The 14,658-nt window shown below is 59.5% G+C and carries 11 protein-coding genes and 2 pseudogenes; 3 read left to right on the plus strand and 10 right to left on the minus strand.

What is annotated here, in order from left to right; all coding sequences use genetic code 11:
* Positions 1 to 184 (minus strand): FAD-dependent oxidoreductase (locus CS919_RS09530; RefSeq protein ID WP_143341786.1); only part of this gene is annotated, 184 nt, incomplete at its 3' end.
* 98 nt (positions 185 to 282) lie between these two features.
* Here CS919_RS09530 and CS919_RS09535 point away from each other — a divergent pair.
* On the plus strand, positions 283 to 672 hold the full coding sequence (locus tag CS919_RS09535) for a heavy metal-responsive transcriptional regulator (protein ID WP_003847964.1): 390 nt from the start codon (positions 283 to 285) through the stop codon (positions 670 to 672).
* 104 nt (positions 673 to 776) lie between these two features.
* On the opposite strand, the gene CS919_RS09540 is transcribed toward CS919_RS09535, so the two are convergent.
* From CS919_RS09540 to CS919_RS09565, 7 genes and pseudogenes are all read right to left on the minus strand, one after another.
* Positions 777 to 1,334, minus strand: coding sequence for a hypothetical protein (locus CS919_RS09540; RefSeq protein ID WP_234990898.1), 558 nt, complete (start codon positions 1,332 to 1,334; stop codon positions 777 to 779).
* 480 nt (positions 1,335 to 1,814) lie between these two features.
* Positions 1,815 to 2,527 (minus strand): annotated as a pseudogene (locus CS919_RS09545) (IS6 family transposase).
* A 175-nt stretch (positions 2,528 to 2,702) separates the two neighbouring features.
* Positions 2,703 to 3,383 (minus strand): annotated as a pseudogene (locus tag CS919_RS11040) (PIN-like domain-containing protein).
* 113 nt (positions 3,384 to 3,496) lie between these two features.
* Positions 3,497 to 4,987, minus strand: a complete 1,491-nt coding sequence (locus CS919_RS09550) for a DUF1846 domain-containing protein (protein WP_099299262.1) — start codon at positions 4,985 to 4,987, stop codon at positions 3,497 to 3,499.
* Between the two features lie 166 nt (positions 4,988 to 5,153).
* Positions 5,154 to 7,358 (minus strand): catalase/peroxidase HPI, encoded by a 2,205-nt coding sequence (katG, locus tag CS919_RS09555; RefSeq protein WP_099299263.1) that lies wholly within the window; start codon positions 7,356 to 7,358, stop codon positions 5,154 to 5,156.
* A gap of 101 nt (positions 7,359 to 7,459) precedes the next feature.
* Positions 7,460 to 9,049: an aminodeoxychorismate synthase component I gene (pabB, locus tag CS919_RS09560; RefSeq protein ID WP_099299264.1), complete on the minus strand. Its 1,590-nt coding sequence runs from the start codon at positions 9,047 to 9,049 to the stop codon at positions 7,460 to 7,462.
* Between the two features lie 68 nt (positions 9,050 to 9,117).
* On the minus strand, positions 9,118 to 10,479 hold the full coding sequence (locus tag CS919_RS09565; protein WP_099299265.1) for a hypothetical protein: 1,362 nt from the start codon (positions 10,477 to 10,479) through the stop codon (positions 9,118 to 9,120).
* A gap of 258 nt (positions 10,480 to 10,737) precedes the next feature.
* Here CS919_RS09565 and CS919_RS09570 point away from each other — a divergent pair, with 258 nt between their 5' ends.
* Positions 10,738 to 11,262 (plus strand): peptidylprolyl isomerase, encoded by a 525-nt coding sequence (locus CS919_RS09570; protein WP_099299266.1) that lies wholly within the window; start codon positions 10,738 to 10,740, stop codon positions 11,260 to 11,262.
* Between the two features lie 134 nt (positions 11,263 to 11,396).
* On the opposite strand, the gene crgA is transcribed toward CS919_RS09570, so the two are convergent.
* Positions 11,397 to 11,672, minus strand: coding sequence for a cell division protein CrgA (gene crgA / locus CS919_RS09575; RefSeq protein ID WP_099299267.1), 276 nt, complete (start codon positions 11,670 to 11,672; stop codon positions 11,397 to 11,399).
* A gap of 89 nt (positions 11,673 to 11,761) precedes the next feature.
* On the opposite strand from crgA, the gene CS919_RS09580 reads away from it, so the two are divergent.
* Positions 11,762 to 12,451, plus strand: coding sequence for an aminodeoxychorismate/anthranilate synthase component II (locus tag CS919_RS09580; RefSeq protein WP_099299268.1), 690 nt, complete (start codon positions 11,762 to 11,764; stop codon positions 12,449 to 12,451).
* Between the two features lie 54 nt (positions 12,452 to 12,505).
* Here CS919_RS09580 and pknB read toward each other — a convergent pair whose 3' ends face one another.
* The gene (gene pknB / locus CS919_RS09585; RefSeq protein WP_099299269.1) at positions 12,506 to 14,638 is read right to left on the minus strand and encodes a Stk1 family PASTA domain-containing Ser/Thr kinase; all 2,133 of its coding nucleotides are present in this window, start codon (positions 14,636 to 14,638) and stop codon (positions 12,506 to 12,508) included.
* Positions 14,639 to 14,658: the final 20 nt, after the last annotated feature.

Consider the following 14,658-nt stretch of genomic DNA (forward strand, 5'->3'; position numbering starts at 1 on the left):
CATCATCTGTGATCCGGCGTATAGCGAGCGCCTTCGACGGGACGCAGCCCGTGTTCACGCAGGTGCCGCCGAGCGTCCCGCGCTCGATCATCACCACCGACTTTCCGAGCGTGCTGGCGCGGATCGCAGCGGCGAACGCGCCGCCTCCCGATCCGATGATGGCGAGATCGTACTTCGTAGGCATCGCTGCTCCTGTCAACTCTTGGCTTTCTGCTCTGTCTCAGCCATACTGGACCTTCCAGTGCAGGGGAAGGTCAAGCGCGGCCACGGAGGGAGACAGCAATGCGGATCGGAGAACTCGCCGAGAGGGCGGGCACTACCGCGAAGACCCTTCGCTTCTACGAGGAACAGGGCCTTCTGCCCCCGACCGAGCGCACGCCGTCCGGATACCGCGACTACGCGCCCGAGACGGTCGCTCGGATCGACTTCGTCCACCGCGGCCAGGCCGCGGGCCTCACCCTCGCCCAGATCCGCCAGATCCTCGACATCCGCGACGGCGGCCAGGCGCCCTGCGAGCACGTGCGCGACCTGCTTGACGTGCGCCTCGCTGAGATCGAGCAGCAGATCGCGCAGCTCTCCGTGCTGCGCGACACTATCGCGGACCTCAGACAGGACGCCGCGCACCCGGACCCTGAAACGTGCAGCACCGATCAAGTGTGTAGGTACTTGTAATCCAATTGGGCACACCTCCTTAGCAACCACGCTATGCGAGAGTTGCAGCTCGACGAGAGCCAGGATGACAGGATTAACCGCCAGGAGCTATCTATAAATAGGGACTATTTCTTACCTGGAAGTAACATTTTGGCGGTTGAGGATAATACCTTTGGTGCATTTTGAGCCAAAAGCTTCTTGGCCTCTGGACCGACAGTTGTCACCACAGCACTCGCAACCAAAACTGAGCCTATAAGAATTGTTTCTTTACTTACCTGCAGTGATTGCAGATTAAATCTTTTGTTGTTGACGTCATGCTCCATGAGCTTGTCGTCAAGGCGTTCTAACCGATCGAGGGCATCTCGGCGACTTTCTTCTGATGAATTAGGGTCGTCAATAACTTGCGTAAGTATGCTTTTCGTCTTATCAAAACTGTCATAAAGCCTATCTGAGCTGTATTTATTGCTAGATAGGGCCTGTTGGAAAGAATCGGCCATTGCTTGAGACACTTTCGCCATAGTGTCTGGCGCAGCAGCAAAGAGGGTAGGTAGGACAATTTCGCCTACCTGGCCGTTTTGAATCAACTTGACTAGTTCAAGGACTTTTTCGCTGCTCATATTTCGGAGATCCTCGATGCTAAGGGCACGCTTTAAATCGTCGATAGAATCAATGTGTTCAGCCATAACTCCGCCTTTTATTTGCTGTTGACATCTACCTTAATGGGGCGAGCGGACAAAGCTAAACGTAAAAATCAAAGTATTCCACTTTATGAGAAGACAAAGTGTTCTGATTCGTTTGACAGAGGTAGGCTCTGGAGCCTTGCAGTCAGTCACTGATTGCACTACATCCGAGCTTTTAGAAAGCCTCGCGGGCGACAATACGAAGATGCTGACGACATTATGAACGCTGGGGTTTGAATAAGTTCTGGAATAGAGAAGAACGCATAGCCCCAAATAATAAGTAGCCTTGCGCTACAAGCTTTTCTTCAAAGAGGTTATTACTCACTGCCTAACGGCAGGGGAACCGTATATTGCTTACGGCTTGATACATTTATTTCTGCGATGCCCGTCGTCCCCGCGGAAGAGGGTGCTGTTGCAAACTTCAGGCGGAGAGCCGTGACGACCCAGTCTTCATCCTCTGATGCTCGCTGCGGGTCGGCGTTCTCAGGCAGCCTCGAACACCCGGCTGACGATCACCGCATCCGGGTTCGGTTGCCCGTGAGGTCAAACATCGTGCCTTGCCCTTTCCGCAATGAGTGCATCGCTTCCATCCCTTTCAACGTCCGGTACGCCGAGGTCCGGTTTTTGAACGCCCCCTTCGGTCCGAGGATCCGTTTCAGCCGCCCATGATCTCCTTCAATGACGTTATTGAGGTATTTCACCTGCCGGTGTTCCACGGTCTGCGGGCAGATTCCCTCTGACTTCAACTCGGCGATTGCCCTGGCCAGGGAGGGTGCTTTATCGGTGTTGATCACCCGCGGGGACCCGGTTATCGTGTTCGACCTCAGGGTCTTGGCCAGGAAACGCTTCGCTGCGGCGACGTTACGCTTCGGAGAGAGGTAAAAGTCCAGGGTCTGGCCACCGGCGGTGATCGCCCGATAGAGGTAGCACCACCTACCGCCGACCCGGATATAGGTCTCATCCACTCGCCAGGAACTGGCCTGCCAGTCAGGTACCTGCCGGTACCACCGTGTTTGCTTGTCCAGCTCAGGAGCATATTTCTGGACCCAGCGGTAGATGGTGCTGTGATCGACCGGTACGCCGCGTTCGGTCATCATTTCTTCCAGATCGCGGTAGCTGAGCCCGTAGCGGCAGTACCACCGCACTGCCCACAGGATGATTTCACGGGGGAAATGACGACCGGAGAAGATGCCCATGGCTGTGATTATTTCACGCAGGTCTTCCTGTCGCCCGAACTTTGCAACAGCACCTTCTCGTATCACTTCTGCCTGAGTGTATCCATGGAAATCCAGCTCATCTAATACTTCGAGGACAGCATCTAGGGTCCAAGGTATATAGATAGCACCTTCGTCCCGAACTCGTACTATGTCTTCAACTGACTATGTAGTCCCCTGAGGCTCGCTCAGGAAGTTCAGATTCCAGCTTATCGCGGTCAATGTAACCAGGCGGGATGGAGGCTTCCACGCGCCTTTCGCCTTCGCTGACAGCGTCTGCCCAATCTTTTTCGGCAAGGGCTGAACCTACTGAACCTTCAAGTAAGTTCGCTAACCTCTCGAGTAGTTTATCGTCAGAGGTCGGAGAAGAGGCCAGGATGTTTGATGGCTGTTCTTCCACTCGTTCAAGCAGAGAATCGTAGAATGCGTCGGTTTCTAGCATGAGAGAATCGCGCTCTGTTCTGGGCAATGCAATACTTTTGGCCCAGCGGGAGATAGCGTCCTTTGTGGAACCTTAATTTTTGGACAATGCGTTTCGTGCTTCTTTGGACGTACCTCCCAACCCAGATATGACTGATTGACGATTACGCCAGAATTCTCGTATCACCTGATGTGGCAAGAAGAGACGATTTGTCACCGCACCTAACACTTCTAGTAGATCATCTACGGTAGCTTCGTTATAGCGGTACAAATTCGAGAGCACGTTGGTGTCAACAGAAACAATGCCAGCGCGGAGTGCCTCCTCTATCTCTGCTTTTCCGTGTATCCGATACGAGTCAAACCCGGTATACAAACCGCCCTGATCCGTTTCTTTTCCTAACAACTTTGGGTTACGCAAAATTAAAAATTAGCGATCGTATGTAGCAAGTTGCACACATCGACTAATTGAAGATCGCGCAGATAAAAAAAGTATAAATGGGCAATGGAAAACCGCTTTGGGAATGGCAAGACCTACTTCTGATACAGCGTCTTCCGCGCGAACTTCGGATCGCAGGTGACCTGCGCCCCGAGGTTGCGGAAGACCTGCTCGTCCACGGAACCGAGAATGGTCGTGACGTGCACATCGCAGCCACGGAGGGACTTTAGCTGCTTGAGCGCCTGCTCGGCCTCCGGACTGGTCTCCGCGGACACGCTCAACGCAATGAGCACTTCGTCCGTGTGTAGACGCGGATTCAAGCTGCCCAAGTGCTTGGTCTTGAGGCGTTGGATCGGGGCGATGGAGCCGGGGGAGAGCAGGTGCATGTCGTCGGGAATGCCCGCAAGATACTTCAGGGCGTTGAGCAACATCGATGACGAGCAACCCAACAACTCGCTGGTGCGACCCGTGATGATCGTGCCGTCTGGCAACTCGATGGCCGCGCCGGGCTGTTCCGTGCGCTGCTCCACCTCGCGGGCCGGGGCAACCACAGCGCGGTGATCAGCGGTGATGCCCGCCTTCGTCATCACCACAGCGGCACGGTCGGACTGGGTGCTGTCCAAACCGCCGCGAGACTCGTCCACCAGTGCCTTGAAGTAACGACGGATGATCTCCTGACGGGAGGCTTCTCGGCAGGCCTCGTCGTCGGTGATGCAGGCACCGGCCATGTTCACGCCCATGTCCGTGGGGGATTCATACGGCGTGGTGCCGGTGAGGCGCTGCAACAACGTCTTGAGCAGGGGAAACGCTTCTACATCGCGGTTGTAATTGACCGTGGATTCGCCGTAAGCCGTGAGGTGGAAGTGGTCGATGACGTTGGCATCGTTGAGATCTACCGTGGCAGCCTCATAAGCCAAGTTCACGGGGTGCTCCAGCGGCAAGTTCCAAATGGGGAAGGTCTCAAACTTGGCGTAACCGGCGTTCACTCCACGCTGATGCTCGTGGAAGACTTGGGACAGGCACGTGGCCAGCTTGCCGGAACCAGGTCCGGGAGCAGTGACCACTACCAGGTCGCGGGTGGTTTCTGCGAACTCATTGCGGCCCAGGCCTTCCTCGGAAACGATCAGATCCATATTGGTGGGGTATCCCGGGATCACGCGGTGGCGGGCCACCTTGAGGCCCAGGCGCTCCAACCTGTCCACGAACGCGGCAGCCAGGCGGTTATCGTCCTCCATCTGGGTCAGCACAACATTTTCCGCGAGGAAGCCCCGGTCCCGGAAAACATCGATGAGGCGCAGCACGTCATCTTCGTAGGTGATGCCCAGATCCGCGCGCACCTTGTGACGCTCGAGGTCCTTGGCGTTAATGCAGATGAGGATCTCCACATCGTCTTTGATGTGATCCAGCATCGCGATCTTATTATCAGGGGTGAATCCAGGAAGGACGCGGGAGGCGTGGTGATCATCGAAGAGCTTGCCGCCCATCTCCAAGTAGAGCTTGCCCCCGAGCTCCTGTCTGCGCTTTTGGATGTGCGCGGATTGGAGCTCAATGTACTTTTCCCGGTCGAAGCCGATGCGATTCACCATGGATTTGAAGCATAGCAATGGGCCCCGGGCGCCTCATATCGCGGAGGCAACCGCGACAGGGAGCCCGGGGCTGACGAGCTGCTAGCTGGCAGCCGGTGGCGTTGGCCGCTGGCTTCAGTTGCTAGCTGGCCGCCGGCAGCCACCAGCCAGCCACCGCTAGAAGAAACTAGCGGTGTAGGTCGAAGCGGTCAGCTTCCATGACCTTGACCCATGCATCAACGAAGTCCTGGATGAACTTCTCAGCAGCGTCATCTGCGGCGTAGACTTCAGCCACGGCACGCAGCTCGGAGTTCGCACCGAAGACCAGGTCAGCGCGGGTTCCGGAGAAGCTCTTGCCGGTGTGTGGGTTGGTGCCGTTGTAGCGGGTGGCCTTCTCGTCAGCCTTGGTCCACTCGTTGTCGATGTCCAGCAGGTTGACCAGGAAGTCGTTGGTCAGCTCGCCCGGACGGTCGGTGAGCACGCCGTCGTTGTTGCCATCCCAGTTGGCGCCCAGTACGCGCAGGCCAGCGACTAGCACGGTCAGCTCTGGAGCGGTCAGGCCCAGCAGGTTGGCGCGGTCCACGAGTACGTGCTCGGCTGGCAGGACGTGCTTGCCGGAATCGTAGTTGCGGAAGCCGTCAGCCAGTGGCTCCAGGTAGTTGAAGGACTCGGTATCCACCTGCTCCTGGCGCGCATCGCCGCGGCCTGGGGTGAATGGCACGGAGATGGAGTTGCCAGCTGCCTCAGCAGCCTTCTCCACGCCCACGCCACCGGCCAGAACGATGAGGTCAGCCAAGGTGACATCGATTCCGGTGGAGGACTTGATCTCGTTCAGCTTGTCCAGAACGCGGGACAGCTGAGCCGGGTTGTTGACCTCCCAGTTCTTCTGTGGCTCCAGGGCAATGTGCGCACCGTTGGCACCACCGCGGAAATCGGAGTTGCGGTAGGTGGAGGCGGAAGCCCATGCGGTGGAGACCAGCTCGGCGACCGTCAGGTCGGACTCAGCGATGGCCTTCTTCAGGGTCTCGATCTCAGAATCGGTGACCACGTGTGCAGGCGCATCTACCGGATCCTGCCAGATCAGGTCCTCGGAAGGAGCCTCTGGACCCACGTAGCGGGTCTTTGGCCCCAGGTCCCGGTGGATGAGCTTGAACCATGCGCGAGCGAAGGCATCCGTGAAGGCTTCCTGGTCGTCCTTGAAACGACGGCAGATCTTGTCGTACTCAGGGTCGAAGCGCAGGGCGAGGTCGGAAGTCAGCATGCGTGGTTCGCGGCGTCCTTCACCGTGGGCTTCTGGCACCATGTCATCGCCGCCGCCGTTGACAGGACGCCACTGGATAGCGCCTGCTGGGGATTCCATTTGCTCCCACTCGTAGGCGTAGAGGATGTGGAAGAATTCGCCGTCCCAGCGAGTTGGGTGGTAGGTCCAGGTCACTTCTGGGCCGCCGCCGAGGGTGTCATTGCCGGTGGGGCCTACCCAGCCGATGCCCTGGTTTTCCAGGCCGGATTCCTCAGGGCTTGGGCCGATCTTGTCTGGGGTGGACGCGCCGTGGGTCTTACCGAAGGTGTGTCCACCGGCGATCAGGGCCACGGTCTCTTCATCGTTCATGCCCATGCGACCGAAGGTGTCGCGGACGTCCTTGGCGGACAGCACTGGATCTGGGTTGCCGTCTGGACCTTCAGGGTTGACGTAGATCAGACCCATCTGTACTGCTGCCAGTGGGTTGTCCAGCTCGCGGTCGCCTTGGTAGCGATCGTTGGCCAGCCACTCGGTCTCTGGTCCCCAGTACACTTCCTCGGCCTCGAAGGCGTCCACACGGCCGCCGGAGAATCCAAAGGTAGGAAAGCCCATGTCCTCGAGGGCAACGTTGCCGGCGAGGGTGATGAGGTCAGCCCAGGAGAGGTTCTTGCCGTACTTCTTCTTCACTGGCCACAGGGTGCGGCGTGCGCGGTCCAGCAGCACGTTGTCTGGCCAGGAGTTCAGGGGAGCGAAGCGCTGCTGGCCGGTGGAGGCGCCACCGCGGCCGTCGAATGCACGGTAGGTGCCGGCTGCGTGCCATGCCATGCGGATGTAAGCGCCACCGTAGGTACCGAAGTCTGCTGGGTACCAGTCCTTGGAGGTCTTCATCGCGGTGACGATGTCCTGCTTAACCTCGTCCAAGTTCAGGGACTCGAACGCTGCGGCGTAGTCGAAGTCCTTGTCTAGTGGGCTGCGCTCTGGGGCATCCCAGTTCAGCAGGTGCAGATTGAGGCGCTCGGGGAACCAGCGCTGGTTCTGGTCACCGGCGGTGGGAGGCGTAGTGTGGCCCTGTCCGAATGGGCACTGGCCTTCCGCGGCGGAACCCTGGGTTTCGCCTGCGGGTACCTTCTTGCTGTCATCGACATCAGTCATGATTGTCTCCGTTTCGTCGTTTAATAAGTGCAGTCTATGAGCTGGCTAGTTGTGAAAGGCAGCTGCTATTAGTCAGGTTAGCAAATCTGGCGTCACCGTTGCTAGCGCGTAGCGTGCAATCCCTGCAATAGCGCCTGAGACTTCACCACGACCTCGTCCCATTCCCCCTCGGGCGTGGAATCCGCCACAATTGCCCCGCCCACGCCGAAGGTGGAAGCCCGCTCATTGCCCACCACCGTGCGGATAGTGATGGACAAATCGGCCGCGCCCGCGAAGCTCATCCAGCCAATGCATCCGGAGTACAACCCCCGGGCGCGCCGCTCCAGCGCCTCGATCAGCTCCATCGTCCGAACCTTCGGCGCTCCGGTCATCGATCCGCCAGGGAACGCTGCGGCAAGTACATCTACCGCCGAGTATCCTTCGGCCAGCTGCGCCTCCACCGTGCTGACGAGTTGGTGCACGTGAGAGTAGCTTTCCACGCCGAATAGGGTGGGCACCCGCACGCTGCCAGGTGCGGCAACCACGGATAGGTCGTTGCGCAGCAGGTCCACGATCATGAGATTTTCGGCGCGGTCCTTCGGGTTCGTTTCCAAATCTCGACGCCAAGCTCCATCCAATACCGCATCATCCGAACGCCCTCGCGTTCCCTTGATGGGCTTGGCGCTGATGGTTCCCTCCTCTGTGACTTTGAGGAAGCGCTCCGGAGACGCCGAGAGCACGTGCGTCCCCGCGAGATTCATATACGCGCCGTACGGAACCGGGCTGGTTGCGCGGAGCTGCTGATACGTGGCGAACGGATCCTCCAGCGCGGGCCCCTCCGCGGTGGTGGTTAGGCACAGCTCATAAGTATCCCCGGCGGCAATCGAGGCCTGTGCCGAGCGCACGCACTCGAAGTACTCCTCGCGGGAATGATCAAAGCGATAAACGGCAGACGAAGATGAAGGTGTGGCTTCTGCCGCTGATGCATGCGCGTCCGGCTGCTCCGCAGAACCCGCAGAAGCCAGCTCCCGAATCACAGTCTCCACCCAGTTCATCCACTCCCGTTGCTGTGCCGCCACTTCCGAGTGCGCAGGATCATTGCTGGTCAGAGCAAGAATATAGCTGCGGCTTTCCGCATGGTCTGTGATCACCGCCCGGTCCGCGAGCATCAGCATCGCGTCCGGATACTCGCTGCGGTGCGGACGTGGAACTGCCGTGGGGGACTGGCGGATGACCTCGCAGTGGTGCTTGAGCTCGTAGCCGAACGCGCCGATCCACCCCAGGTTGAAGCCCGAGGGGTTCGCACCCTGCGCCTCCCCGGAACCAGAACCCACCAGCTCCAGGCCAGCCCGCAGAACATGGAACACGCTACTGGGGGCGTTCACGCACGATCGCAAGTGCTCGGCCACGGGACTATTGCCGGTGATTGACCAGCTGGTGGCGTCGGAAGAAAAAGAAGAACGACCGGCGGCAACGTCAGAGGCGGGCGCATCGGTGATCCACAGACGAACCAGGGAGTTCAGCGGGCCGTCGGCGGGGCAAAGGATGGAGAACGTGCGACCGTAGTGCTCGGATTGCTGGAGGGAGGAATCCAGCCAAATGCCCTCCTGAGCTGCTGATTCGCCACCATTGCCGACGATACGGCGAAACGCCGCCACACCAGGTGCAGCGGCGTCTACTTCGCGCAATTTCACGCGCCATGCATTGCTCATGGGCGCAGTGCGCCTCGCCAGAAACAGCGAGGATTTTCTACCGGGACAAGCTCAGCCATGAATACAGCTTAAAGGCGGTGCTTGCCACCCTCTGGATCCTGGTCGTCACCAGCAGCAGGGAACTCGGAATCGGTGCCGTGCTCGGTGGTGGCCTCCGCGTCCTTGGTCTCTGCATCCGCGCCCTCGGCGTGGTGCACAGCAGGAGCTTCAGGAGCCTCGGCGGACTTTTCCACACCCGGTGCTACAAAGCTGCCGGGAGCGCCTGGGGTAGCAGTTTCCTGGGTCTTAGCAGCGGTATCTGGAGCGCCGTCGCCAGTGTTAGCGCCCTCGGCCTGCTCAGTCTTGGCAGCCTCCGCAGCCTTGGACTTCGCCGCAGCGCCGGTGTTCGCAGGAGCGAAATCCTGCACCTTTGGAGAGGTAGAAGGAGCTGGCTTCTTGTTGCCGCCCAAGAACTTCAGCGCAGCAGCCACAGCAGCGGCCAGTGCGATGACAGTAACCACCACGCCCAGCTTGTTGGACTTCTTCTGCTTCTTCAGACCCTTCTGGGTCAGGATCTTATCGGCCTTCTTGCCAGCCTTAGCCTTGCGACGATCCACGTCCTTGGCGAACTGCTTCTGGTTCTTAGCGAAGGCCTTCTGGTTCTTCTTCGCGTTCTTCTTGGCCTGCTTGCGAGCCTTCTTCTGTGCAGCCTTCGCACGCTTGCGGGCCTCGGCGGCACGTTCCTGTACCTTCTTTTCGACGCCAGCACCGCGCTCCTTGGCGGTCTCCAGAGTCTCGTTGCTGTAATCCTTCGCGGTGCTCAGCAGATCATTGCCGCGGGTCTGGGCAACCTCAGCGAAACCGGCGCCACGGGTGCGGGCGGTGTCTGCCACGTCGGTGCCACGATCCTTGGCCTCGTCGAAGGCCTTGGCTGCGGTAGCGGCGAAAGTGCTGCCAGCCACAGCATCGCGACCAGCCTTGAAGTTCTTCTTCAGTGCCTTGCGCTCGCTCTTGGTGGCCTTCAGTGCGCGCTTGCGCAGCTTATCGGTCTGCTTCTTGGGCTTCTTCTTGTTGTTCACTCGATTGTCCTTTTCTTGAGCCGCAGCTTCGCGAGCAGCGGCGATATCCACGTAGGGGTGGTCTTCGTGCACAGTAGCGTCAGAGGTGGACACACCATGACGGCCGGGCTCGTCGTAAGCCAGAGCCAAAGCACGAGCCTTCTCCAGAGCCTTCGCTGCGCCCTCTTCCTTGCGCATGTGCTCCGCAACGGCGCGGATGTGCGCTGGAGAGTTAGCGATCAGCTCATCGCGCTCAGCATCCGTGAGCTGGCTGCGGCGCAGAGCATCAATGGCATCGAAGTCCTTGCGCTCCTGATCCTGCTTGTACTTCTTGAGCAGCGCTTGGGTCTGCTTAGCGCCGTTCAACACGAGCTTCACGCTGGCGGTATTCATGAGGTGCGGGCTCCTTAAGCGTCGCATGGTGTGCATTACAAAACTGAGAGTTTTATCGCGCGGGTGGATATATACCCACAACTGTCTTCCCATACTATGCAAAACCAAGGCACGAGGGAGCGGTACGCGCAAAACCCCAGTTCAGGTGGATAAGCACGACACGCCACCTGCGGGCAACTCTTGGGAAGGAGTGGAAAAGAGGCGAGGTGGCGTCGGGGATAAAAACACGCCACAGCACGCATCGGTACAATCGAACGCATGGCTAATAAGACTGCTACCGCAATTTTCCACACGAACCAGGGCGATATTGCCGTTGACCTCTTCGGCAACCACGCTCCTGAGACCGTCGCCAACTTCGTTGGCTTGGCGCAGGGCACCAAGGATTACAGCGAGCCCAACGCCTCCGGCACCAACGAAGGCCCTTTCTACGATGGCGCTATCTTCCACCGCATCATCGATAACTTCATGATCCAGGGCGGCGACCCAACCGGCACCGGCCGTGGCGGCCCGGGCTACCAGTTCGGCGACGAGTTCCACCCAGAGCTGCAGTTCGACCGCCCATTCCTGCTGGCCATGGCAAATGCCGGCCCAGGAACCAACGGTTCTCAGTTCTTCATCACCACCACCGCCACCCCACACCTGAACAACCGCCACACCATTTTCGGAGAGGTCACGGACAAGGAGTCCCAGAAGGTTGTGGCAAAGATCGGACGTGTGGCTACCGACCGCATGGATCGCCCACAGGATGACGTGGTCATCGAGTCCATCGAGATCCAGGAGTAATTCCTCTTCGGGAATCACTTCAGCGTCCGGCGCTTTGTGCGCCCGGACATGCTAAAACCCGCTGCAGTTTGGACTCATTTACGTCCAAGGCAGCGGGTTTTTGTGTGTGCTCGCGCACGCCGCGAAGGGGAGCGCTACTTCCAGCCCATCGTCATCAACAAACCAACGATGAACAGGCCAAACCCGATCAGGTAGTTCCACGCGCCCAGCTCCTGGAACAGTGGGATCTGGTTGCCTGCGAGGTAGTTGACCACCAGCCAGGCCAGGCCCAGCAACATGAGGCCGAACATGATCACGAGGTACCAGCGCGGGGTGCCGCTGGAGTTCAGCTTCACTGGCGAGCGACGGTCTACGCTGCTAGCTGGGCTGGCGAAGTTGTCTTCGGTTGAGTTGACCTTTGACTTTGGCATTGACGTTGCGCACCTTCCGTTGTCTTCTACCGGGATCTTAGCAGCCTGCGTGGTGGGCCTGCGGAATCCTCCCGCTAGAATCTATTGGCATGCGCATCCTCGTCATCGATAACTTCGATAGCTTCGTCTACAACCTGGTTCAGTACATCGGCCAGCTGGGATTTTCGGGCGAGGAATGCACGGTGTGGCGTAATAACGCCCCGGAGCTGGGGGAATCTCGGTCCGATTTGGTAGAGGTTCTTTCCTCGTTCGACGCCATCCTCGTCTCTCCTGGGCCCGGCGACCCATCCTCTGCGGGGCGAACCCTCGAGGTGATCGAGGTGGCTGCGGAACTGCGTAAGCCTTTGTTTGGAGTGTGTTTGGGCCACCAGGCCATCGGGCAGTTCTTCGGTGGCACGGTGGTGCGAGCCAACGAGCTTTTCCATGGCAAGACTTCGCCTGTGCAGCATGACAGAACCGGTGTGTTGGTGGACGTACCTAACCCGTTCCGCGTGACCCGCTATCACTCTCTGACGGTGGATCCGGCAACCGTGCCGGATGAGCTGATCGTCACGGCGCACAGCGATTCCGGAATGATCATGGCGATGCGCCACCGGGAGCTGCCGATCCACTCGGTGCAGTTCCACCCGGAATCTGTGATGACGCAGTACGGTCACCGGATGCTGGCCAACTGGTTGGCAGAGGCGGGTAATCCCGTGGATGCGGAGTTGGTGGGGCGCTTAGAAGAGGAGCACCTCGCGGTGACTGGAGCGATCTCCGCCACCGCAGATATGCTTTAGGGCTGCAACGCTTTAGGGGTCACGCGATGTGAGGCGTGACCCCTCTTTTCATTGCTAGGGCAGCAGGCTGAACGTGTAGACGTCCAGGACCACATCGCTATTGCGATCCACCTTGTCACCTGCGTGGATGGACTGCTGGGCGATTTGGTCCACGCGGGCGATATCGTTTGTCTTCACGTCCTTGCGGGAAATCTGGCTAGCGCTGCCGCGCCATCCAGCTTCCTGCAGCAAGCGGAACGCGGAATCGTAGCTCTTGCCCTGCAAGCTAGGCATCACGAACTGGTTGCCCTTGGAGACTTCCAGCGTGATCTCCGAGCCCGGTGCTAGAGATTCGCCCTCGTTACTTGCGGAGATGACCTGGCCTTCCGGCTCAGTGGAATCCACCCGGTTGACCACCACGGTGAAGCCAGCGGACTCCAGGTTGGAGCGGGCATCTTCCTCGGACTGGCCACTGACGATCGGCACGCGAACGTTTTCCGGACCAGTCGAGACAGTGATGGATACCTTGGTCCCCTTGGACACCTGAGAACCCTGCGCAGGAGACTGCGTGATCACCGCACCGGCAGGCTGGTCATCGCTAGCTTCCTCCTGAACCTGAGAGTTCAGGGTCAAGCCAGCTTTGTCCAGCGCAGCGCGTGCATCCGAAGTGTTCATGCCCGTCAGATCCGGCACTTCGGTGATCTCCTTACCGGAGGAAATCACCAGTTTGACGTTGGTCCCAGACGGTACAGACGAGCCCGCCGCAGGTTCGGTGGCAATAGCGGAACCGCGGGGGATGGACTCGTGCGTGCGCTCGGTGACGTCATAGGAAAGCCCTGCGGATTCCAAGGCACTCTCGGCCTCTTCGCGGGACTTATTCGCCACATCTGGCACGGATACGCGAGTCTCCTGCGGTGCTGCCTGTGGGGTTTCCTCATTGGAGAGGAAGTTGTAGGCAGCCCAACCACCACCACCGAGCAGTGCGAGCACCAGCAACGTCCAGAGGATAGGAACCCAGCGGCTGCGCTGGCGATCTTCGTCCTCGTAGTCATCATCGTCGTAGTACTCGTCATCATCGGCGTAATCGCCGGAATCGCCGTACCCATCGGCGGGGTAACCGGCCGGCGGTTGCCCGTTGCCGCCGGTGCCAGCAGCAGCGGCACCCGCGCTCATTGCGGCACCCGCTGCACCTGCGCCAGCAGCCCCGGCGAGGCCAGCGGCACGGTGGCGGGAACCTCCCGCAAAGTCATCGTCCGCATACTCTTCCGGCAACTGGTTATTGGCTGCGGGCATCACGGTGGTGGAGGGCTCGTCCGCGTCATGAGCATAGGCCTGAGCCACTAGTGGGAGTTGATCCTCGCTCAGGCGTCGAAGATCAAAGGCAAGCTGCCGGGAATCGTCATAGCGATCCTCCGGGCGCTTAGCCATGGCCGTGAGGATGATGGAATCCAACGAGAGCGCCTCGCGGTTGGAAAGATGCATCCCCTGGACCGTGCTAGGAGGGCGCGGATCATCCTTGACGTGCTGGAATGCCACGGAGAACGGGGACTCGCCCTCAAAGGGTGGGCGGCCGGTGGCCAACTCGTAGAACACACAACCCAGCGCGTAGATATCGGAGCGGGAATCCGCGGACTTGCCGCGCGCCTGCTCCGGGGAGAGGTACTGTGCGGTGCCGATCACGGCAGCGGTCTGGGTCATCGCCGCCGAAGAATCAGACAGGGCGCGCGCGATACCGAAGTCCATCACCTTCACGGCACCCGTGTTGGTGATCATGATGTTCGCAGGCTTGATATCGCGGTGGATGATGCCGGCCTCGTGGCTGAAGTGCAGCGCCTCTGCCACCTGCGACATCACCTTCGCCGCATCCGTGAGACTCATCTTGCCGTGCTCTTGGATGATGCCCCGCAGCGTTTCGCCATGCACGCGCTCCATGACGATGTAGGGCACCGAGCCATCGGATTCCGGGGTTTCGCCCGTGTCATACACAGCCACGATGTTCGGCTGGTTGAGTTTGGCGGCGTTCTGAGCCTCGCGACGGAAGCGCTCCAAGAATGTCGTATCGCGGGCCAGATCCGGCCGCATCATCTTGACGGCCACGTCGCGGGTGAGGAGCTCATCGGTCGCGGCGTACACGTCGGACATGCCGCCGGTGCCGATTTTGGCGTCTAGGCGGTAGCGTCCGCCCAAGAGAGTGCCGCGTCGGTCCACGTCTGAAGTCTCCTTGTGTA

It is taken from the genome of Corynebacterium dentalis, from assembly GCF_900232865.1.
Lineage (GTDB): Bacteria > Actinomycetota > Actinomycetes > Mycobacteriales > Mycobacteriaceae > Corynebacterium > Corynebacterium dentalis.

Bases quoted from the DNA above. Each gene is read 5' to 3' on its own strand.
- CS919_RS09535 (WP_003847964.1), top strand. From the start codon at position 283: ATGCGGATCGGAGAACTCGCCGAGAGGGCGGGCACTACCGCGAAGACC.
- CS919_RS09565 (WP_099299265.1), bottom strand. From the start codon at position 10,479: ATGAATACCGCCAGCGTGAAGCTCGTGTTGAACGGCGCTAAGCAGACC.
- CS919_RS09540 (WP_234990898.1), bottom strand. From the start codon at position 1,334: ATGGCTGAACACATTGATTCTATCGACGATTTAAAGCGTGCCCTTAGC.
- pabB (WP_099299264.1), bottom strand. From the start codon at position 9,049: ATGAGCAATGCATGGCGCGTGAAATTGCGCGAAGTAGACGCCGCTGCA.
- katG (WP_099299263.1), bottom strand. From the start codon at position 7,358: ATGACTGATGTCGATGACAGCAAGAAGGTACCCGCAGGCGAAACCCAG.
- CS919_RS09550 (WP_099299262.1), bottom strand. From the start codon at position 4,987: ATGGTGAATCGCATCGGCTTCGACCGGGAAAAGTACATTGAGCTCCAA.
- CS919_RS09580 (WP_099299268.1), top strand. From the start codon at position 11,762: ATGCGCATCCTCGTCATCGATAACTTCGATAGCTTCGTCTACAACCTG.
- crgA (WP_099299267.1), bottom strand. From the start codon at position 11,672: ATGCCAAAGTCAAAGGTCAACTCAACCGAAGACAACTTCGCCAGCCCA.
- CS919_RS09570 (WP_099299266.1), top strand. From the start codon at position 10,738: ATGGCTAATAAGACTGCTACCGCAATTTTCCACACGAACCAGGGCGAT.